This is a genomic window from Haladaptatus caseinilyticus, assembly GCF_026248685.1.
Classification (GTDB): Archaea; Halobacteriota; Halobacteria; order Halobacteriales; family Haladaptataceae; genus Haladaptatus; species Haladaptatus caseinilyticus.
The window spans coordinates 516,634-534,037 of sequence record NZ_CP111036.1 but is presented as its reverse complement, the minus strand read 5'-3'; the positions used below and the strand labels follow the sequence as shown (position 1 = coordinate 534,037).

Sequence of the window (17,404 nt, the reverse complement as noted above, 5' to 3'; positions counted from 1 at the left end):
AACTGCACGAACCCAGCGGTGCCCCGCAGACCATGATACGTTCAATGGAACAGTCCCAGTTCGCCGAGTTCGTCGCTGCCCTCTGGTCGAAACAGGGGTGGCAAACACAGGTGACCACGAAAAAGGAGAAATCGTTCGTCACACTGCAACGCGACGGTGCCGAAGGCCTGATTTGGGCGCGGCCAGCGACTGGTGAAGGCATCAGTGGTGAGGAGATCCAGCAGTTCGGTCTGCTCTGTAAGCAGTATGGTGTCGGCGAAGGTGCCGTCGTTACGTCGGGGAATTTCACCGACGATGCCGAGAAAATCGGTTCACAGGCGGGTGTGCAGTTGGTCGATGGCGAAAAACTTCGAACCATCGTCGAAGCACGCGAACTCCACGACCTCGTCCGACGATACGCGGACACCGACGTGGATGAAACGACCGATTCCGACGACGCCGGGCCCTCACTCCCGTCGCTTCCGGACTCGATGCATATCTCGCCGAAAGTCGCCGCCGGTATCGTCGTTGCCCTCCTCGCTCTCGTCGGTGCGACGACCGTCGCACCGATGATTTTCGAAACCGGCGGAGAGGTACAGGAGCGTGAATGGAACCTTACGGCACGATTCACGTCACCTCACAACGCCACCGATTCACTGTCGATCCGGTGGAACGCCAAGCGTGTGTCGGAAATCGACCCGGAGTCCGGTGATTCGGGCGTCTATAAACCGAACGAGGGTACGCAGTTCCTCCTCGTCAGGATGAACGTCACGAACGAGGGCAACGATTCGGTCGGCCTCAAACCGGCGGATTTCGGCGTTCGTTCGAACGGAACGGTTCACGGGTATCAGCCATTAGAAAACGTAACTGCGTTCTCGCCCACGGTGATCGGGGTTGGGCAGACGGAGACCTTCTGGACCGTCGTCTCCCTCGACGCCGATGCGAGCGAGGCGACGCTCATCGTCAGCGACCGGGTAAAACACGGTGGCGTTCGTATCGCGTTCACTCGGGATTCAAATTTGGCCGTCACGCTGTAAGTAGTTCTCTCGAGTGCTCTATATCCGACCACTGTCGACGGTCCTGTAACGCGGGCAAACCTTTTGTCTGACCGTCCCTAACTCGGGTTCATGAGCGCCGACCGCGCCGCCTTGCAGCATGCTCTCGACCAAGGGGAGCAGGAAGGCGGTAGCGTTGAGTTCAAGGAACGGCTAACGAGGGAGATCCACCTCGCCGAAGGGCGGATGGAAAGTCTGGCCGCACAGTTACGCCACCGCGTCCTGTCGGGGAACGGCGAGGCGACGTACGTGGTCGGCGTTACTGACGATGGGGGACTGGCAGGAATCAACCCCGATCTCTTTTCGGAATCGATGGACGTCCTTTCGTTTCTCGCGGAGGAGGCTGGAGCACACATCGAGGACGTCCAGACGTGGGGAATCGACGCTACGGAAACCAGTACTCGCGCCTCGACGCGAAACGGGGCTGGGGGTATCGTCGGCGTCGCAACCATTCGCGAGGGAGCGGTGCTCGAAACCGACAGCGAGCATATCGTCGTCGGAACCGCGGGCCACGTGGACCACGGGAAGAGCACCCTCGTCGGCAGTCTCGTCACCGGCCAATCGGACGACGGCGAAGGCGGAACCCGAGGGTACCTCGACGTGCAACCCCACGAAGTCCAGCGCGGACTCAGCGCCGATCTCTCCTACGCAGTCTACGGATTCGACGAGGATGGGCCGGTCCACATGGACAATCCGCACCGCAAGTCGGACCGCGCACGAATCGTCGAGGAGAGCGACCGACTCGTCTCGTTCGTCGATACCGTGGGGCACGAACCGTGGCTCCGGACGACGATTCGCGGCCTTGTCGGACAGAAACTCGACTATGGACTCCTGACCGTCGCCGCGGACGACGGTCCGACGAAGACGACGCGCGAACATCTCGGCATCCTGTTGGCGACCGAACTGCCGACCATCGTCGTCATCACGAAGACCGACATGGTGGACGAGGACCGCGCTATGGCGGTCGAACGCGAAGTCGAGCGACTGCTTCGTGAGGTCGGCAAGACACCCCTTCGGGTCGGACGCCACGGCGTCGACGTCGCCATCGAAGAGGTGAGCAAGGACGTCGTTCCCGTTCTGCTGACGAGCGCGGTCACGATGGACGGGATGGACGACTTGGACTCGATGTTCGAACGGTTACCGAAGACGACCGCGGACAGCGGCGAGTTCCGGATGTACATCGACCGTAGTTATAGCGTAACGGGTGTCGGTCCGGTCGCGAGCGGAACCATCAACTCGGGGTCGGTGGAGGCGGGTGATGAGCTGCTGCTCGGCCCTATGCCCGATGGCAGGTTCCGAACGGTGGTCGTTCGATCCATCGAGATGCACTACCATCGCGTCGACGAGGCGAAGGCGGGCCGAATCGTCGGTATCGCGCTGAAAGGAGTACGAGAAGCGGACATCGAGCGTGGAATGGTGTTGGTCCCGCCCGAGACGGACCTCACCGCAGTCCGGGAGTTCGAGGCCGAAGTGATGGTGCTGAATCACCCCACGAGAATCGGAACGGGCTACGAACCCGTCGTCCACCTCGAAACCGTCAGCGAAACCGCCGTCTTCGAACCCGAGGGTGGCCACCTCCTTCCAGGCGACAAAGGGACGACGACGGTCCGATTCAAGTTCCGTCCCTACCTCGTGGAGGAAGGTCAGCGATTCGTCTTCCGCGAAGGCCAAAGCAAGGGCGTCGGTACCGTCACCGACGTGACGCCGGTCGAGTAGGTTTATTTTCCCGCTTACCGAAATATCGTTCATGTCGAGAGTGCGATTTGACGCAGCCACCGTGACGAAGGTGTTTACAGCACTCCTCTTGCTCGTTTCACTTGCCTCGGTTGCTGGGTTGGTCTCGGAACGAGGCGTCCGCGGACTGGTCCAAGGCGTTCCTATCCTCTACCTCGTCGGCGTCCTCTTCGTCGGCGTGTTCCGCGATATAACGCGAACCCTCCGCTGGCAGGTGGCGTTCTTCAGCGGTGTCGTCGTCTGGTCGCTGACGGATTATTTCCTCGGCGGCCGCGACCAGTTCTCCCTGCTGATGGGTGTGGCGGGGTCGGTCATGCTCGTCACACTCGGGTTTCGATATCTGCAAGCCGAGGAATGACGGATAAACGAGGTATATCGACGGAGACCCTTACACCCACGGACGCTCGACGAGCGGTCGGGGCTTTTTCGACGGCGAAATCGGATGCTGGGTCGGCGTACGTTTATATACGAAAACGGAACCACTTCGGGTTGATGTCCTCCGATTCCGGGTTTACTCCGCTCCACCGACCCGTTTACACTCGCCGATACTCGCCATTCACGTGCTCCGCCAGTCCGAACAGCACCGACCAGTCCAGTATATTTCCGACTCGTTCGCGCCACACCGATTCTACCCTGGTCGGGTCTTTGTGGCGTTCCCACGTCGGAATCTCCTCGCGGAATCGTTCGAACACGGCCTGCTCGGTAAGTGGGCCGTGTTCGTCGAGCACGGACAGAACGGTCGAGACACCGTATACCCGCGATTCGAACGCCTCGGCCAGCTCGTCGCGGTTCGGGTCACGACGCAGTCGGGCGTACCCCGACTGCGTCTCTTCTGCCAGTTCGAGCGCCCGGAGGAAGGTAAGCCACGTCCGGGCGACGTCACGACTCGGGAAATCGAGCCGGTTCATGAGACGGGCACAACAGTCGTCCTCCGTACCGGGTACCAGCGGTACGGCCCGCTGGGCGTCCGCCACGAAACCGAACTCCGCGGGTGCTTCGGGGACGAGTTTGAACTTCACAGGTCGAAACTGTCCGTTAGCAAGTCGTGGTTCGTCTCGCCGAGGACGTGCGTTGGCCCGTTCACTACGTCCACCGTAACCTGTGCCGGTGCAAAGACGCTCTCGGGAATCGTGTCGAAATCCCAGTCGGCACCGTCGAAGAACGTCTGGAACGTCGTGCCGTACTCGTCACTCGCGGTGGACGGCAGTTCGTCGAACCGGTCGAACTCCTCGCGAACGGTGAGGTGAACTCGTCCGCCGTACGCGAGGGCGTCGTTCGTTCGCCCGATAGCGGTCGCTTCGTCGTAGCTGACCGGCGCGACGGGAGCCGAACCCCTCGCGGAGAGGATGTCTAGTGGGTCGTATCCGAGTTCGCTCAGTCGGAAGACGGCGAGTTCGGCGGCTCGAGAAGCGACGCTCACGCTCCCCGTAGTGCTCCCCGTGGAAAAGGTAGGGAGGAACACCGAGTTCGGCTCGACATCCGCAAGGTCGGCAACGTGCTCGGCGACCGCCTCGTCCGGAAGCTCGTCGGATTCGATGGCGAGCACGGCGAAATCGAAGGCATCCGTGTAGCCGACGCGCCGGTATTCGTCCTCCTCGGCAACCAGTGCGCGGGCCGGGCCGCTTCCGAGTCCCTCGAATCCATCGACGGCGAGTTCCCACCCCGCCTTTTGCGAACAGAGGAGGGAGAGCGCGGGTTGGTCCGTCGAGAGTTCGACGTACGGGAAGGGAGCCCCGGCGACGTCGCCCATCCGGGTCTGTACCGTCGCCAATCCCGCAGTTTGGAGCTCCGTGAGAAGGAGCCCAGCCTCCGTTCCGCCCCGTGCTTCGATACCGAAATCGAGAACGGTCGCTTCGTTGTCCAACTCGTACGCGGCGACGTTCAGTTCGCCCGCGAAGTCGATAGCCTCGTCCACGAGTTCGAGGGCCATCCGATTGAGACTCTCCATGTCTCCGGGTTGGTCGTCACCCGGTAAACAGTTCCGGGTTCCTGACTCGGTGGTCGTCCAGTCGGCGGGGTATCGATCCCCAACCAACCCTCACCGGTCGCGTTTCGCTTCCCGGCCGAGCGCCGCTTCGACCGCATCGACTTTCTCGTGAGCGCGCTGGTCGCGCGTGCGCTTGTCGTCTATCTTGAGCACCGTGCTCACACGTTCACCGTCCACCGCTTCGTGTGCTGCCCGTGCGGCGGCGAACAGTTCATCGATAGAATCGGCTTCGATGACTGTCCCCATTGGATTCGTTTCATACGAAACGTCGAAATCGTCCAGTGCTTCGACTGCCTTCGCGACTTCGCCTGCCATGCTTCCCTCGGTAACCGGTGCGACTGAAAGGAGCGCGATTACTGTCATACGGTTCCTGTCGATCGCGAATGACGTTAGCGTGTGGGTTTTCCTCCCGGCAGTCGGTCCGGTTCTCGTCTCGTTGCGTAAAATATGGGGTCGATATATCCCGTTCCAGTATCGCACGCGCCGTATCCGTGTACCGTTCGTTACCGTGTCGGAGCTGTTCCTTGCTGATAGCGCCGTGGTCGGTCTTTCCCGTTTTCGTTCGACTCCCGTTTCGGACTGCGTCCCTGTTCTTCGACCGCTGGCTGAATCGGTTCCCGTTGTAGATGCGCCTCGAGGAACCAGAGGTACTTGTCCACCTCTCGCGAGAGTTCGGTGAGCAGATCGGCGGTGTCTTGATCGGTGTGTGTTACCGCGATATCGATACCTTCCCGCACGTTTGCGGCGTGGATGGACACGTTGTTCGCCAGTGCTTCGACGTACTGCTGGCCGGTGACGGCGTCGGTTCGAATTTCCGGAAGCCGAGAGTTAGTAGACGCCATCCGAACCGTCCCCATCGCTTCGCCGCCGAGGGCAGTCGCCCGCTCCGCGATTTCGTCACCGTGTTCGAACAGCACCGACGCGAAATCGTCGAACAAGAGATGCAGTTGGTAAAACTGCATCCCTTTCACGTTCCAGTGTGCGTACTTCGTCTGTGTCAGCAAGTCGGTCGTGTCCGCGAGTTCTTGATTCAGCAGTTCGACCAGTGCCCGGCGGTCACGGTCCGGGACATCGTTCTGTGTGAAAAACATTCGGGCTGTCGATTCGCCGTGTCGATCTTCGGATCTGTGTTCCGGTTGGTTCATTCTCCCCACCTCATCCTCTGGACGACGGATTCCGGCAAGAGGATTTCGGACGGATAGTCATCAGTTTGTGATTCGAATACTTCGCGCAACGCACCCCTGACCCGGTCGAGCGCGTCGCCAGCGCGCTCGATATTGGGAAAACGGGTCATCTATCTGTCGCACGCTGGGAGAATCGGCGCACAAAATTCCCGAACTCACCGAACATTCCCGCTCGGCTTACGGTCGTTCGCCTCCGCGGGCCGCGACATCGTCTGCTCGAATCTACAGTCGGTTTTACCTCGCACGGAGTCGAGCTACGAAGCAGCAGTCGCTCGTCGATTTGCTCGTGATAGAAATGCGCTGGCTGGGATTTGAACCCAGGTTGTGACCATGGCAAGGTCACGTGATACCACTACACTACCAGCGCGTAGCGTTGCGTTCGTCGCGCCTCGCGACAGTACAATCTTGCCACGCGTGGGTATAAATGCATTACGCAAGCAGGGCGGTGATACGAAGTCGTTGGCGGACCCTACGATTCGAAAGGTGTTCTTTTCTTTTTACCGTCGAGCGTTGTCCGCGTATTCGTGAACTACGACTGTGACACAGCACTCCGTTCCGGTGCGAACACGGCCTCACGAGCGGCCGCAATGGTTAGTTCGCTTGGTGTGGTATGAACTACCATGTCAGTACAATCGGTAGCGACGCGAAACCGCGCATTCGTCCTCTTCTCGCTTGTTTCCCTCCTTCTCGGGTTCGGATTCGTCGCGATCAAAATCGGATTGGGGTTTATCCCCCCGTTACTGTTCGCGGCGTTCAGACTCGATATCGCGGCCGTCTTACTGCTGGCGTACGCGATTTTACGGACCGACGACTGGCGGCCACGCACGCGACAGGACGCAGCGGGTATCATCGCGGGAGGTATCTTCTTCGTTTTCGGTTCCCTTTCGCTGCTGTTCATCGGTCTCGAACAATCGACCAGCGGGGTTGCGGCGATCATCTTTAGCTTCGACCCGGTTCTTACCATCGCGCTCGCGGCGCTCCTTCTCACGGACGAACGCCTCTCTCGATTCGGCCTCTTCGGTGTCGTCATCGCGTTAGTTGGCGTCGCAATCGTCGTCCAGCCCAGCCCAGCCCGCTTCGTCTCCGGGAACCTCCGTGGTGAGGAGTACATCCTGCTCGGTGCGATGAGTCTCGCGCTGGGAGGTGTGCTCATTCGGCTATCGCACCACCAGATGGGGAAAATCACATTGACCGCGTGGGCGATGGCGGTCGCTGCACCCGCGATGCATCTAGTGAGCCTCGGCATCGGTGAGTCCCTTGCGTCGATCAGCCCAACCGTAACGGCGCTCGCCGCGCTCTTGTATGTCGGTGTGCTCATGACCGCGATTGCCTATCCCATGTACGTCACACTCATCGAGGACATCGGTGCGGTTCGTGCCAGCTTCGTCCAGTACATCGTTCCGGTCGTCGCCTCAGTTGCGGGGTGGTTGGTGCTCGGCGAGCGACTCACTCCAGAGGCGTTCGTCGGATTTCTCGTCATCTTCCTCGGATTTCTTCTCATGAGTTCCGGGGAAGTGACGGTCGTTATCGACCGATTTCGACCATCGTCTACTTCGAGGGAGGAGGCGGAAGACGCCACGGCAGATGTACGCTGACGACAGATCGACTCGCCGACGAACGGGCGAGATCTCGCCGGTCCTGAATCAGAGCCGAAAATCGGTTTCATCGCTCGCGCGTGGGTGATCACTAATCGTGGCGCTCGCTGCTGTGAACGGTTTTTCCTCTCTGACGTCGGTTTCCCCTCACTGACGACGAGCGGAGCGAGTCGTCGTGAGTTCGATAAAAGTGCGCTGGCTGGGATTTGAACCCAGGTTGTGACCATGGCAAGGTCACGTGATACCACTACACTACCAGCGCAGTGTTGCTTGCACTTCCCCGTATTCCCGACTAATGTATAAGGCTTGCGAGTCGCCCCCTCCATCGTGTGTGACTCACTCACCTACCTCTCTTAATTCGGATGTTTTCGGGCGCGTGACGGAGTCACACGCCCAAATCGGAAGCGTCACCCTTTTAACCATCACTGAGAAAATTTCGCTACAGTCTAGTGATGAGGCGTCGAAGCGTCACGGTATGACCGTCAACATACTCGTCCCGTCGTCCCTCGTCCGGGAGGCCGAAGACAAACGCGAGGCAACTCGCAAGATCGGCTACGTCGCCCGCGCGGCGACCATCTTCCGGGCAGATAACCTGATCGTCTTCCCCGATTCGGAAGGCGAACGCAGGTGGGGCGGCGGATTCGTCGAAACCGTACTCCGGTACGCCGCTACACCGCCCTATCTTCGAAAGGAGGTATTCGGGAAGCGCGACGAATTGGAATATGTGGGCGTCTTACCGCCGCTCCGCGCTCCATCGCAGACCGGCTCCGAATCGGAGGGTTCGGGGTCGTTAAGACAGGGAATCGTGACCGAGGTCGGACCTGAAGGGCGCGTTCGGGTCAATTGCGGACTGCAACACCCGATCTCCCTCGTCGTTCCGTCACAAATGACGGTCGGTGAGGGAGAGCGCGTTACCGTCAGGATCTCTTCGAGAAGACCGGTCCGTGCGAAGCTCGTGGACGTCCCACTATCGGGGTTCACAGTGATGCGCATGGACCTTTCGGCGGCCCTCGACCGCGACGATGCTGGCGTCCGAATCGCCACGTCACGCTTCGGAGAATCGCTCTCCGTGGCGCGACTCGACGAAATCGTTGCGCGAACCGAACACGACGGAATGTCCGTCGTGTTCGGTTCGCCCGGTCGAGGACTGCCGGAGATACTCGGGATAGACCCCGAGCGTATCTCCACGGTCGAATCCGGCGTACCAGCCCGGTTCGACCTCTGGCTGAATACGGTTCCGAACCAAGGCAGCGAGGTCATACGAACTGAAGAAGCGATGTTCGCCTCCCTCGCGTGCCTCAACCTCAACAGCGAGTGATACGATGCCACAAACAAGCAGACCACGAAAAGGTTCGCTGGGCTTCGGCCCCCGTAAGCGTGCAACCAGCGAGGTTCCGCGCTTCAACTCTTGGCCCGAGAGCGACGGTCAGCCGTCGCTCCAAGGCTTTGCGGGCTACAAGGCAGGAATGACTCACGTGGTGATGGTCAACGACGAGGCAAACTCCCCCCGCGAAGGGATGGAGGAGACCGTTCCCGTCACCATCGTCGAGACGCCCCCGATGCGGGCAGTCGCCGTTCGTGCCTACGAAGACACGCCATACGGGAAGAAGCCGTTGACTGAAGTGTGGGGTTCGGAGTTCCACGAGGAACTCGACCGCACGCTCAACGTGCCGGAGAATCACGACGCCGAATCCGCGGAGGACGAACTCCGCACCGCCATCGAGGCAGGCGACGTGGCTGACCTCCGAGTCATTACCCACACTGTCCCTAGTGAACTGCAGAACGTACCGAAGAAACGACCGGACGTCATGGAAACGCGCGTCGGCGGCGGCTCCCTCACGGACCGCGCCGATTTCGCGCTCGACGTACTCGAAGACGGCGGAGAACACGACATCACGGACGTGTTCCGCGCAGGCGAGTACCTCGATATCGGTGGCGTCACGAAAGGGAAAGGAACGCAGGGTCCCGTCAAGCGATGGGGCGTCCAGAAGCGAAAGGGCAAACACGCCCGCCAAGGCTGGAGACGCCGCATCGGTAACCTCGGCCCGTGGAATCCGTCGCGCGTTCGATCGACGGTTCCACAGCTGGGTCAGATGGGCTACCACCAGCGTACCGAACTCAACAAGCGCCTCATCTCCCTCGGCGACGACGACGAAGCCTCCGTCGATGGCGGATTCGTCAACTACGGCGAGGTCGATGGATCATACGCGCTCATCAAGGGCTCGGTTCCTGGACCGAACAAGCGCCTCGTGCGCTTCCGCCCTGCGATTCGACCGACTGACCAACCGCGCCTCGACCCCGAGGTGCGCTACGTAAGCACGGAGTCTAACCAGGGATAACCCATGCAGGCAACAGTACGAGACCTGAATGGCGAGGAAGCTGACACGGTTGACCTTCCGGACGTGTTCGATACGACCATTCGGACGGACCTCATCAAGCGTGCAGTACTCGCCGCACAGGCAAATCGGAAACAGGACTACGGTACCGACCCGCACGCCGGAATGCGTACGTCCGCCGAGTCGCCGGGCAGTGGCCGCGGTATGGCCCACGTCCCGCGAACCAACGGACGCGGTGCTCGCGTTCCATTCACCGTGGGCGGTCGTGTCGCACACCCGCCAAAGGCGGAGAAAGACCGAACGCTCTCCATCAACAAGAAAGAGCGTAAACAGGCTGTCCGCAGCGCTATCGCCGCAACGGTCGACGCAGAGCGCGTCGCCGAGCGCGGCCACCGCTTCGATGACGACCTCGAACTTCCGCTCGTCGTGAGCGACGAGTTCGAGGACCTCGTCAAAACGAAGGAGGTCGTTTCCTTCCTCGAAGCAGTCGGCATCGACGCCGACATCACGCGCGCGGAAGAAAACAAGAAGGTCCGAGCCGGTCGCGGGACGACCCGTGGTCGTAAGTACAAGACGCCGAAGTCGATCCTGTTCGTCACCAGCGAAGAGCCGTCCCGTGCGGCACGCAACCTCGCTGGCGCCGACGTCGCGACGGCGAGCGAGGTCAACGCAGAAGACCTCGCCCCCGGTACGCAAGCAGGACGACTGACCGTCTGGACCGAGAGCGCACTCGAGGAGGTGGCCGACCGATGAGCGTCATCGAGTATCCGTGGGTTACGGAGAAGGCGATGAACGAGATGGACTTCGACAACAAGCTCCAGTTCATCGTTTCGCTCGACGCCACCAAGCCCGAGATTCGAGACGAAATCGAAGAGCGCTACGAAGTCACCATCGAGAAAATCAACACCCAAGTAACGATGAAGGGGAAGAAAAAGGCGACCGTCGCGCTGTCCGACGATGACGACGCGCAGGACGTCGCCTCCCGAATTGGGGTGTTCTAACAATGGGACGCAGGATTCAGGGACAGCGACGTGGTCGCGGTACACCGACGTTCCGCGCACCGTCGCACCGATACAAAGCTGAACTGAGCCACAAGCGGACCGAAGACAGCGACTTGGTCACTGGCACGGTCGTCGGAATCGAACACGACCCTGCTCGCAGTGCCCCCGTCGCGGCTATCGAATTCGACGATGGCGACCAGCGACTCGTCCTCGCGCCGGAAGGCGTCGGTGTGGGCGAGGAGATTCAGGTCGGCGTCACCGCCGAAATCAAGCCAGGTAACACGCTCCCGCTCGCCGAAATCCCGGAAGGGGTTCCGGTGTGCAACGTCGAGCGCCAACCCGGTGACGGCGGAAAGTTCGCGCGCGCCTCCGGCGTCAGCGCGGACCTCATCACGCACGACCGAGAGGCCGCAGTCGTCGAACTCCCGAGCGGCGAAATCAAGCGATTGTCGCCTGATTGCCGTGCCACCATCGGCGTCGTTGCCGGTGGCGGTCGAACGGAGAAACCGATGGTCAAGGCCGGTAACAAACATCACAAGATGAAAGCGCGCGGCACCAAATGGCCGAACGTGCGTGGTGTGGCGATGAACGCCGTAGACCACCCGTTCGGTGGCGGTGGCCGCCAGCACCCTGGCCGACCGAAAAGTGTCTCGCGGGACGCCCCGCCGGGACGAAAGGTCGGGGACATCTCGTCCAAACGAACCGGACGAGGAGGTAACAAATGAGCGGAAACGAATACCGAACCGGACGCGAGGGTGAGTTCACCTATCGCGGCTACGACCTGGACGAACTGCAGGACATGAGCCTGGAGGAAGTCGCAGAACTGCTCCCCGCACGTAAGCGGCGAAGCATCCTTCGCGGGTTGACCGTCGAGCAGGAGAAACTGCTCGAAAAGGCCCGGAACAAGACCGAGGAAGAATCGGCGAACAGCCCGATTCGAACGCACCTGCGCGACATGCCGGTGCTCCCATCGTTCGTCGGCAAGACGTTTGCCGTCTACAACGGCAGCGAGTTCGAGCGCGTACGCATCGAACCCGAGATGTTGGGCCACTACCTCGGCGAGTTCCAGCTGACCCGCAACTCCGTCGAACACGGACAAGCGGGCATCGGTGCGACCCGCTCCTCGAAGTTCGTGCCACTCAAATAAACCATGGGAATCAGCTACAGCGTCGATGCCGACCCGGACACCACAGCGAAAGGGATGCTCCGGGAGCGGCATATGAGCCACAAGCACAGCAAGGCGATTGCCCGCGAAATCAAGGGCAAAACTGCCGGGGACGCGAAAGCGTACCTCCAGCAGGTCGTGAACGAGGAGCGGTCGGTGCCGTTCAAGCAGCACAACAGCGGCGTCGGCCATCGCTCGGACATCGACGGCTGGGACGCAGGTCGCTACCCCGAAAAGGCGAGCAAGGCGTTCATCGAACTGCTCGACAACGTCATGGCCAACGCGGATGCCCAGGGCTTCGACGGCGAATCGATGGAAATCATGCACGTCGCCGCCCACAAGGTCGGTGAAGTGCAGGGCCGCAAGCCCCGCGCGTTCGGCCGCGCAACCGCCTGGAACACGCCCGAGGTGGATGTCGAACTCATCCTTGAGGAGGTCGAAGAATAATGGCAGACGAACATCAGTTTATTCAGGACGGGCTTCAGCGCTCGCAGATAGACGAGTTCTTCGCGGAAGAACTCGGCCGTGCTGGCTACGGCGGCATGGACGTCGCCAAAACTCCGATGGGGACACAGATCGTCCTCAAGGCGGAAAAGCCAGGTATGGTCATCGGAAAGGGCGGGAAAAACATCCGGAAAATCACCCGAGAACTCGGTGAGCGGTTCAACTTGGACGACCCGCAGATCGACGTTCAGGAAGTCGATGAACCGGATCTCAACGCCCGAATCGTCGCCGACCGGCTCGCCAACGCGCTCGAACGCGGTTGGTACTTCCGAAAGGCAGGTCACACGACCATCGACCGAATCATGGATTCCGGCGCACTCGGCGCCGAAATCGTCCTGTCCGGCAAAGTCACGGGCGCACGGTCGCGCGTGGAGAAGTTCAACCGTGGCTACATCAAGCACAACGGTGAACCCGCACAGGAGATCGTCGATCACGGCCAGGGTGTCGCAGTGATGAAACTCGGCACCATCGGCGTGGACGTCAAAATCATCCCGCCGGGAGCGAACCTACCGGATGACTTCCAGATCGAGGAGGGTGCGGACCCAGAAGAACTCGTTCCGGAAGCGGTCGAGGCCAACGAGACGGCGGACCTCATCCAGGAACCCGACGAGGAAACACTCGAAGAACTCGAAGACGACGACGAGGAATCGCCGGAACCCGGCGAGACCGACGTCGATGAAGAGATCGTCGAAGAGGTCATCGAGGAAGAATCGGCAGACGCTGACGCGTCCGAATCCGAGTCCGTCGAGGAAGAGCTCGACGAACTCGAAGAGGAAGTCGAAGCCGAAGCCGAGGAACTGCTAGAAGAGATGGAAGACGAGGAGGGTGAAGAATAATGGCTATTCTTCACACCGAAGAGATCCGCGACATGACGCCTGCAGAGCGAGAAGCAGAACTCGAAGAGCTCGAGACGGAACTGCTCAACTCGAAGGCGGTCAAAGCCGCGGGTGGTGCACCCGAAAACCCGGGTCGCATCAAGGAACTTCGCCGGACCATCGCTCGAATCAAAACGATTCAGCAAGAAGAAGGCGACTCCGAATAAGATGCCACTGACACCCGAGACGCTCACGAAACACGAACTCGCCGGTCTCCCAGTGCGAGTCGTTTCGGCCACGAATCCGTCCCTCGAAAGTATCGAGGGTCGAGTCGTTTCCGAGACGATGCGCACGCTTACCGTAGAGGCTGCGTCTCGGTCGTGGCAGGTACCGAAGCAGGGCACGAGATTCGAGTTTGCACTCACAGATGAAGCCGCCGTCTCCCGCGAGGGAACGGGGACTCCGTCCAAACGGGAGTTGGAAACTGCTGGAGGAAAATCCAGTCAGTCTTGCTCTTTCTCCGAGCCACGCTCGGAGGCCCGTCGGAACCGTTCCGACGGTGGCGAGGGCGGAGCCTACGTTACGGTGGATGGAGTCACACTGCTCTCACGACCCGCATTGCGTACCGAAGCAGGAGGTAATTCGAAATGGCGTTAGGATTGAACGTACCAGAACCGGAGGAGACATGCTCCGACGAGGACTGCCCGTTCCACGGAACGCTTTCCGTGCGCGGACAGATTCTCGAAGGGGAGGTCGCCTCCACCGACATGGAAAAGACCGTCGTCGTCGAGCGAGAGTACGACGTTACAGTGCCGAAATACGACCGGCAGATGAAACGTCGTTCCCGCGTTCCGGCCCACGCGCCGGACTGCCTGGCTCTCGAAGTTGGCGACACGGTTCGTATCGCAGAGACCCGACCGCTCTCGAAGACGAAATCACACGTCGTCGTCGAGACACTCGGAGGTGACAACTGATGGAAGCACTCAAAGCTGATGTGACACAGGGTGTCGAGAAGGGCTCCCTACTCAACTGTGCCGACAACACCGGCGCAAGAGAGCTGAAAGTCATCAGCGTTTCCGGCTACCACGGCACGAAGAGCCGACACCCGAAGGCAGGCATCGGTGACAAGATCACCGTGTCCGTCACGAAGGGGACGCCCGAAATGCGGCGTCAGGTGCTGGAAGCTGTCATCATTCGACAGCGCAAATCCATCCGCCGTCCGGACGGCACGCGTGTCAAATTCGAAGACAACGCGGCCGTCGTTATCGACGACGTCGAAGAGCCGCGAGGGACGGAGATCAAAGGTCCCATCGCGCAGGAAGTCGCCGAGCGGTTTGGAAGTATTGCAAGCACAGCTACGATGATAGTATGACCCGACAACCACGCAAACAGCGAAACCAGACCGAACGCGCCCCGCTCCACAAGCGGCACCAGCAGGTCAAAGCGACGCTGTCCGACGAACTCCGTGAGGAGTACGGACAGCGAAGTGTTCGCGTCAACGCGGGCGACACGGTCGAGGTCATGCGCGGCGATTTCGCCGGCGAAGAGGGTGAAGTTCTCGAAGTGGACATGCAGAACGCGGTTATCCACGTCGAAGAGATCACGCTCCCGAAAGCCGACGGCGAGGACGTTCCGCGTCCGCTCGACACGAGCAACGTTCGCGTGACAGACCTCAACCTGGAAGACGACCGCCGCGAGGCACGTCTAGAAGGTGATACCGAATGAGCAACCATCAGAAACGACTCTCCGTTCCGAACTCCTGGCCGGTCGAGCGAAAGACCGCCACGTTCACCGTGAAGGCCGGCGCTGGCCCGCATGGACGTGACGGTGTCCCGCTCCTCATCATCCTGCGGGACGTGCTGGGCTACACCAACTCGAAGAAGGAAGCCCGCTACGCGCTCAACCAGGACTCCGTTCTCGTGAACGGCGAGGCAGTTAGCGACGAACAGCGACCCATCGGCATGTTCGACATCATCGCGTTCACCGAACGCGAAGAGTATTACCGCGTCTTCCCCGACGAAGGTGGACGCCTCGCGCTGACCCACATCGACGAAGATGCGGCGGACGGCCGACTGGCGAAAATCGAGGACAAGACGCAGGTATCCGGTGGCGAAACCCAACTCAATCTCCACGACGGAAGCAATCTCCGCGTGGACGATGCCGACGACTACAGCACGAAAGACTCCATCGTCGTGGGAACCGAGGACAAAGACATCCTCGCTCACTTCCCATACGAAGAGGGCTGTCTCGTCACTGCCGTCCGCGGTCAGCACGCGGGCGAAATCGGTGAGGTCACCGATATCACGGTGACGCCCGGTAGCGGTTCGAACACCGTCACCGTCGACGGTGACGACACCTCGTTCGAAACCGTCGAGGAGTACGTCGTCGTCATCGACGAGAACTTCACGGGTGATGACGAATGAGCGAAGCCGAATTCCACCAGATGCGAGAGCCGAAAGTGGAGAAGGTCGTCGCCCACATGGGCGTCGGTGAAGGTGGTCGAGAACTCGCCAACGCCGAGGAAATCCTCGAAGACGTAACCGAACAGGAAAGCGTCCGAACGCTGGCGAAATCAACGCTTCCCGACTTCGGTATCCGTCAGGGCGACCCGATCGGCGCGAAAGTCACGCTCCGCGGCGAGGCAGCACACGAGTTCCTCGACACTGCACTGGAACTCTCGGATCTCTCGAGGACGCAGTTCGACGAGACCGGGAACTTCAGCTTCGGTATCGAAGAACACACCGAGTTCCCGAGCCAGGAGTACGACCCGAACGTCGGAATCTACGGGCTTGACGTGACCGTCAACCTCGTTCGACCGGGCTACCGCGTCGCGAAACGTGACAAGGTTTCCCGCCAGATTCCGTCGAACCACCGACTGACGGCCGAGGACGCCATCGCGTTCCTCGAAGCCAACTTCGACGTTGAGGTGGATGAATGAGCGAAAGTGAGAACGATGCGACCGGCGAGCAGACGGCCAAGCGCACGGGACAACTCCAAACGTGCCAGCGCTGTGGTCGAAAGCAAGGTCTGGTCGGAAAATACGACATTAACCTCTGTCGCCAGTGCTTCCGCGAAATCGCACGCGACATGGGATTCAAGAAGTACCGATAATCATGGCAGGAAACGACCCACTCAGCAACGCACTCTCCGGCGTGGATAACGCCGAGAGTGTCGGTCATCTGTCCCACACGGTACAGCCCGCCTCGAACGAGATCGGCAGTGTACTCGAGGTCTTTTACGACCACGGGTATATCGACGGCTTCGAGTTCGTCGATGACGGAAAAGCCGGTCGCTTCGAGGTCGAACTAAAAGGCGCGATCAACGAATGTGGTGCGGTCAAACCCCGCTACTCCGCGGGTAAAGACGACTTCGAGAAGTGGGAGAAACGGTTCCTCCCCGCCCAGGACTACGGGTCACTCGTCGTCACGACCAGCCACGGCGTCATGAGCCACTACGAGGCCCGCGATCAGGGTATCGGTGGCCAAGTCATCGCGTACGTGTACTAGAACAATGCCACGAGTAGAAATCGAAATTCCGGACGAGGTGACCGTTGACGTAGACCACCTCGACATGACCGTTGATGGCTCGGAAGGATCCGTCACACGACGGCTCTGGTACCCGAACATCAGTGTCAGCGTCGAGGACGACGCAGTGGTCATCGAGAGCGATGCCACCGACGCCAAAACGAAGGCGACGATGGGAACGTTCGAGAGCCACGTACGAAACATGCTTCACGGCGTGTCCGAGGAGTGGGAGTACAAGATGGAAGTCTTCTACTCTCACTTCCCAATGCAGGTTCGTTCCGAGGGCGACCAAGTCGTCATCGAGAACTTCCTCGGTGAGAAAGCGCCCCGTCGGACGAACGTCCACGGGGACACCACCGTCGAAGTGAACGACGAGGAACTGTCCCTGCGCGGCCCGAGCATCGAAGATGTGGGCCAGACCGCCGCGGACATCGAACAACTCACTCGCGTGAGCGGCAAAGACACGCGCGTGTTCCAGGACGGCGTCTACATTACGGAGAAGCCGTCTACGGGAGGTGCCTGATA

Annotated in this window: 27 protein-coding genes and 2 tRNA genes; 22 read left to right on the top strand and 7 right to left on the bottom strand. The window is 60.5% G+C overall.

Annotation, left to right across the window (positions count from 1 at the left end; translation table 11 throughout):
- The first annotated feature begins 44 nt into the window (after positions 1-44).
- The 3 genes from OOF89_RS03025 (at position 45) to OOF89_RS03015 (ending at position 3,126) form a co-directional block, all read left to right on the top strand.
- The gene (locus OOF89_RS03025) at positions 45-1,016 is read left to right on the top strand and encodes a restriction endonuclease (RefSeq protein ID WP_266078324.1); all 972 of its coding nucleotides are present in this window, start codon (positions 45-47) and stop codon (positions 1,014-1,016) included.
- A gap of 90 nt (positions 1,017-1,106) precedes the next feature.
- Positions 1,107-2,750 carry a GTPBP1 family GTP-binding protein gene (locus OOF89_RS03020; RefSeq protein ID WP_266078322.1) on the top strand — a complete coding sequence of 548 codons (1,644 nt, stop codon included), beginning with the start codon at positions 1,107-1,109 and terminating at the stop codon, positions 2,748-2,750.
- Positions 2,751-2,781: 31 nt separating this feature from the next.
- Positions 2,782-3,126, top strand: a complete 345-nt coding sequence (locus OOF89_RS03015) for a hypothetical protein (protein ID WP_266078320.1) — start codon at positions 2,782-2,784, stop codon at positions 3,124-3,126.
- Between the two features lie 175 nt (positions 3,127-3,301).
- On the opposite strand, the gene OOF89_RS03010 is transcribed toward OOF89_RS03015, so the two are convergent.
- From OOF89_RS03010 to OOF89_RS02985, 6 genes are all read right to left on the bottom strand, one after another.
- Entirely contained in the window at positions 3,302-3,787 is a 486-nt protein-coding gene (locus OOF89_RS03010; protein ID WP_266078318.1) for a hypothetical protein, read from the bottom strand.
- Entirely contained in the window at positions 3,784-4,716 is a 933-nt protein-coding gene (mch, locus tag OOF89_RS03005; RefSeq protein WP_266078316.1) for a methenyltetrahydromethanopterin cyclohydrolase, read from the bottom strand. The genes OOF89_RS03010 and mch overlap by 4 nt, the downstream gene beginning before the upstream one ends.
- A 90-nt stretch (positions 4,717-4,806) precedes the next feature.
- Positions 4,807-5,118 (bottom strand): MTH1187 family thiamine-binding protein, encoded by a 312-nt coding sequence (locus OOF89_RS03000; protein ID WP_266078314.1) that lies wholly within the window; start codon positions 5,116-5,118, stop codon positions 4,807-4,809.
- A gap of 140 nt (positions 5,119-5,258) precedes the next feature.
- On the bottom strand, positions 5,259-5,900 hold the full coding sequence (gene dps / locus OOF89_RS02995) for a DNA starvation/stationary phase protection protein Dps (protein ID WP_266078312.1): 642 nt from the start codon (positions 5,898-5,900) through the stop codon (positions 5,259-5,261).
- Positions 5,897-6,049 (bottom strand): hypothetical protein, encoded by a 153-nt coding sequence (locus tag OOF89_RS02990; protein ID WP_266078310.1) that lies wholly within the window; start codon positions 6,047-6,049, stop codon positions 5,897-5,899. Before OOF89_RS02990 ends, dps begins: the two co-directional genes overlap by 4 nt.
- A gap of 186 nt (positions 6,050-6,235) precedes the next feature.
- Positions 6,236-6,306, bottom strand: a tRNA-Gly gene (locus OOF89_RS02985).
- A gap of 253 nt (positions 6,307-6,559) precedes the next feature.
- Here OOF89_RS02985 and OOF89_RS02980 point away from each other — a divergent pair.
- Positions 6,560-7,534, top strand: a complete 975-nt coding sequence (locus tag OOF89_RS02980) for a DMT family transporter (RefSeq protein WP_266078308.1) — start codon at positions 6,560-6,562, stop codon at positions 7,532-7,534.
- Positions 7,535-7,725: 191 nt separating this feature from the next.
- Here the strand turns inward: OOF89_RS02980 and OOF89_RS02975 are convergent.
- A tRNA-Gly gene (locus OOF89_RS02975) sits at positions 7,726-7,796 on the bottom strand.
- A 213-nt stretch (positions 7,797-8,009) separates the two neighbouring features.
- Here OOF89_RS02975 and OOF89_RS02970 point away from each other — a divergent pair.
- The 18 genes from OOF89_RS02970 to OOF89_RS02885 are packed head-to-tail and all read left to right on the top strand — an operon-like array spanning position 8,010 to position 17,402.
- Positions 8,010-8,852: an RNA methyltransferase gene (locus OOF89_RS02970; RefSeq protein WP_266078306.1), complete on the top strand. Its 843-nt coding sequence runs from the start codon at positions 8,010-8,012 to the stop codon at positions 8,850-8,852.
- Positions 8,853-8,856: 4 nt separating this feature from the next.
- On the top strand, positions 8,857-9,873 hold the full coding sequence (locus tag OOF89_RS02965) for a 50S ribosomal protein L3 (protein ID WP_266078304.1): 1,017 nt from the start codon (positions 8,857-8,859) through the stop codon (positions 9,871-9,873).
- A gap of 3 nt (positions 9,874-9,876) precedes the next feature.
- Complete coding sequence (gene rpl4p / locus OOF89_RS02960) at positions 9,877-10,623, top strand: 50S ribosomal protein L4 (RefSeq protein WP_266078302.1); 747 nt, start codon at positions 9,877-9,879, stop codon at positions 10,621-10,623.
- Positions 10,620-10,871 carry a 50S ribosomal protein L23 gene (locus OOF89_RS02955; protein ID WP_266078300.1) on the top strand — a complete coding sequence of 84 codons (252 nt, stop codon included), beginning with the start codon at positions 10,620-10,622 and terminating at the stop codon, positions 10,869-10,871. The genes rpl4p and OOF89_RS02955 overlap by 4 nt, the downstream gene beginning before the upstream one ends.
- Positions 10,872-10,873: 2 nt before the next feature.
- Positions 10,874-11,596 (top strand): 50S ribosomal protein L2, encoded by a 723-nt coding sequence (locus OOF89_RS02950; protein ID WP_266078298.1) that lies wholly within the window; start codon positions 10,874-10,876, stop codon positions 11,594-11,596.
- Positions 11,593-12,018, top strand: coding sequence for a 30S ribosomal protein S19 (locus OOF89_RS02945; protein WP_266078296.1), 426 nt, complete (start codon positions 11,593-11,595; stop codon positions 12,016-12,018). Before OOF89_RS02950 ends, OOF89_RS02945 begins: the two co-directional genes overlap by 4 nt.
- 3 nt (positions 12,019-12,021) lie before the next feature.
- Entirely contained in the window at positions 12,022-12,483 is a 462-nt protein-coding gene (locus tag OOF89_RS02940) for a 50S ribosomal protein L22 (RefSeq protein ID WP_266078294.1), read from the top strand.
- Positions 12,483-13,376 carry a 30S ribosomal protein S3 gene (locus OOF89_RS02935; protein WP_266078292.1) on the top strand — a complete coding sequence of 298 codons (894 nt, stop codon included), beginning with the start codon at positions 12,483-12,485 and terminating at the stop codon, positions 13,374-13,376. The genes OOF89_RS02940 and OOF89_RS02935 overlap by 1 nt, the downstream gene beginning before the upstream one ends.
- Positions 13,376-13,582, top strand: a complete 207-nt coding sequence (rpmC, locus tag OOF89_RS02930; RefSeq protein WP_266078290.1) for a 50S ribosomal protein L29 — start codon at positions 13,376-13,378, stop codon at positions 13,580-13,582. Before OOF89_RS02935 ends, rpmC begins: the two co-directional genes overlap by 1 nt.
- A 1-nt stretch (position 13,583) precedes the next feature.
- Positions 13,584-14,012, top strand: coding sequence for a ribonuclease P protein component 1 (locus OOF89_RS02925; RefSeq protein ID WP_266078288.1), 429 nt, complete (start codon positions 13,584-13,586; stop codon positions 14,010-14,012).
- A complete protein-coding gene (locus tag OOF89_RS02920) occupies positions 14,003-14,329 on the top strand; it encodes a 30S ribosomal protein S17 (protein WP_266078286.1) in 327 nt (108 codons plus the stop codon). Before OOF89_RS02925 ends, OOF89_RS02920 begins: the two co-directional genes overlap by 10 nt.
- Positions 14,329-14,727: a 50S ribosomal protein L14 gene (locus OOF89_RS02915; protein ID WP_049969849.1), complete on the top strand. Its 399-nt coding sequence runs from the start codon at positions 14,329-14,331 to the stop codon at positions 14,725-14,727. Before OOF89_RS02920 ends, OOF89_RS02915 begins: the two co-directional genes overlap by 1 nt.
- A complete protein-coding gene (gene rplX, locus OOF89_RS02910; RefSeq protein WP_266078284.1) occupies positions 14,724-15,080 on the top strand; it encodes a 50S ribosomal protein L24 in 357 nt (118 codons plus the stop codon). The genes OOF89_RS02915 and rplX overlap by 4 nt, the downstream gene beginning before the upstream one ends.
- Positions 15,077-15,778, top strand: coding sequence for a 30S ribosomal protein S4e (locus OOF89_RS02905; RefSeq protein ID WP_266078282.1), 702 nt, complete (start codon positions 15,077-15,079; stop codon positions 15,776-15,778). Before rplX ends, OOF89_RS02905 begins: the two co-directional genes overlap by 4 nt.
- Positions 15,775-16,293, top strand: a complete 519-nt coding sequence (locus OOF89_RS02900; protein WP_266078280.1) for a 50S ribosomal protein L5 — start codon at positions 15,775-15,777, stop codon at positions 16,291-16,293. Before OOF89_RS02905 ends, OOF89_RS02900 begins: the two co-directional genes overlap by 4 nt.
- On the top strand, positions 16,290-16,466 hold the full coding sequence (locus OOF89_RS02895; RefSeq protein WP_266078278.1) for a 30S ribosomal protein S14: 177 nt from the start codon (positions 16,290-16,292) through the stop codon (positions 16,464-16,466). Before OOF89_RS02900 ends, OOF89_RS02895 begins: the two co-directional genes overlap by 4 nt.
- 2 nt (positions 16,467-16,468) lie before the next feature.
- A complete protein-coding gene (locus OOF89_RS02890; protein ID WP_227776046.1) occupies positions 16,469-16,861 on the top strand; it encodes a 30S ribosomal protein S8 in 393 nt (130 codons plus the stop codon).
- Between the two features lie 4 nt (positions 16,862-16,865).
- Positions 16,866-17,402, top strand: a complete 537-nt coding sequence (locus OOF89_RS02885; protein ID WP_266078274.1) for a 50S ribosomal protein L6 — start codon at positions 16,866-16,868, stop codon at positions 17,400-17,402.
- Positions 17,403-17,404: the final 2 nt, after the last annotated feature.

Coding starts and splice junctions, on each gene's coding strand:
- OOF89_RS03025 (WP_266078324.1), top strand. CDS start 45: ATGGAACAGTCCCAGTTCGCCGAGTTCGTCGCTGCCCTCTGGTCGAAA.
- OOF89_RS03020 (WP_266078322.1), top strand. CDS start 1,107: ATGAGCGCCGACCGCGCCGCCTTGCAGCATGCTCTCGACCAAGGGGAG.
- OOF89_RS03015 (WP_266078320.1), top strand. CDS start 2,782: ATGTCGAGAGTGCGATTTGACGCAGCCACCGTGACGAAGGTGTTTACA.
- mch (WP_266078316.1), bottom strand. CDS start 4,716: ATGGAGAGTCTCAATCGGATGGCCCTCGAACTCGTGGACGAGGCTATC.
- OOF89_RS03000 (WP_266078314.1), bottom strand. CDS start 5,118: ATGACAGTAATCGCGCTCCTTTCAGTCGCACCGGTTACCGAGGGAAGC.
- dps (WP_266078312.1), bottom strand. CDS start 5,900: ATGAACCAACCGGAACACAGATCCGAAGATCGACACGGCGAATCGACA.
- OOF89_RS02990 (WP_266078310.1), bottom strand. CDS start 6,049: ATGACCCGTTTTCCCAATATCGAGCGCGCTGGCGACGCGCTCGACCGG.
- OOF89_RS02980 (WP_266078308.1), top strand. CDS start 6,560: ATGTCAGTACAATCGGTAGCGACGCGAAACCGCGCATTCGTCCTCTTC.
- OOF89_RS02970 (WP_266078306.1), top strand. CDS start 8,010: ATGACCGTCAACATACTCGTCCCGTCGTCCCTCGTCCGGGAGGCCGAA.
- OOF89_RS02965 (WP_266078304.1), top strand. CDS start 8,857: ATGCCACAAACAAGCAGACCACGAAAAGGTTCGCTGGGCTTCGGCCCC.
- rpl4p (WP_266078302.1), top strand. CDS start 9,877: ATGCAGGCAACAGTACGAGACCTGAATGGCGAGGAAGCTGACACGGTT.
- OOF89_RS02955 (WP_266078300.1), top strand. CDS start 10,620: ATGAGCGTCATCGAGTATCCGTGGGTTACGGAGAAGGCGATGAACGAG.
- OOF89_RS02950 (WP_266078298.1), top strand. CDS start 10,874: ATGGGACGCAGGATTCAGGGACAGCGACGTGGTCGCGGTACACCGACG.
- OOF89_RS02945 (WP_266078296.1), top strand. CDS start 11,593: ATGAGCGGAAACGAATACCGAACCGGACGCGAGGGTGAGTTCACCTAT.
- OOF89_RS02940 (WP_266078294.1), top strand. CDS start 12,022: ATGGGAATCAGCTACAGCGTCGATGCCGACCCGGACACCACAGCGAAA.
- OOF89_RS02935 (WP_266078292.1), top strand. CDS start 12,483: ATGGCAGACGAACATCAGTTTATTCAGGACGGGCTTCAGCGCTCGCAG.
- rpmC (WP_266078290.1), top strand. CDS start 13,376: ATGGCTATTCTTCACACCGAAGAGATCCGCGACATGACGCCTGCAGAG.
- OOF89_RS02925 (WP_266078288.1), top strand. CDS start 13,584: ATGCCACTGACACCCGAGACGCTCACGAAACACGAACTCGCCGGTCTC.
- OOF89_RS02920 (WP_266078286.1), top strand. CDS start 14,003: ATGGCGTTAGGATTGAACGTACCAGAACCGGAGGAGACATGCTCCGAC.
- OOF89_RS02915 (WP_049969849.1), top strand. CDS start 14,329: ATGGAAGCACTCAAAGCTGATGTGACACAGGGTGTCGAGAAGGGCTCC.
- rplX (WP_266078284.1), top strand. CDS start 14,724: ATGACCCGACAACCACGCAAACAGCGAAACCAGACCGAACGCGCCCCG.
- OOF89_RS02905 (WP_266078282.1), top strand. CDS start 15,077: ATGAGCAACCATCAGAAACGACTCTCCGTTCCGAACTCCTGGCCGGTC.
- OOF89_RS02900 (WP_266078280.1), top strand. CDS start 15,775: ATGAGCGAAGCCGAATTCCACCAGATGCGAGAGCCGAAAGTGGAGAAG.
- OOF89_RS02895 (WP_266078278.1), top strand. CDS start 16,290: ATGAGCGAAAGTGAGAACGATGCGACCGGCGAGCAGACGGCCAAGCGC.
- OOF89_RS02890 (WP_227776046.1), top strand. CDS start 16,469: ATGGCAGGAAACGACCCACTCAGCAACGCACTCTCCGGCGTGGATAAC.
- OOF89_RS02885 (WP_266078274.1), top strand. CDS start 16,866: ATGCCACGAGTAGAAATCGAAATTCCGGACGAGGTGACCGTTGACGTA.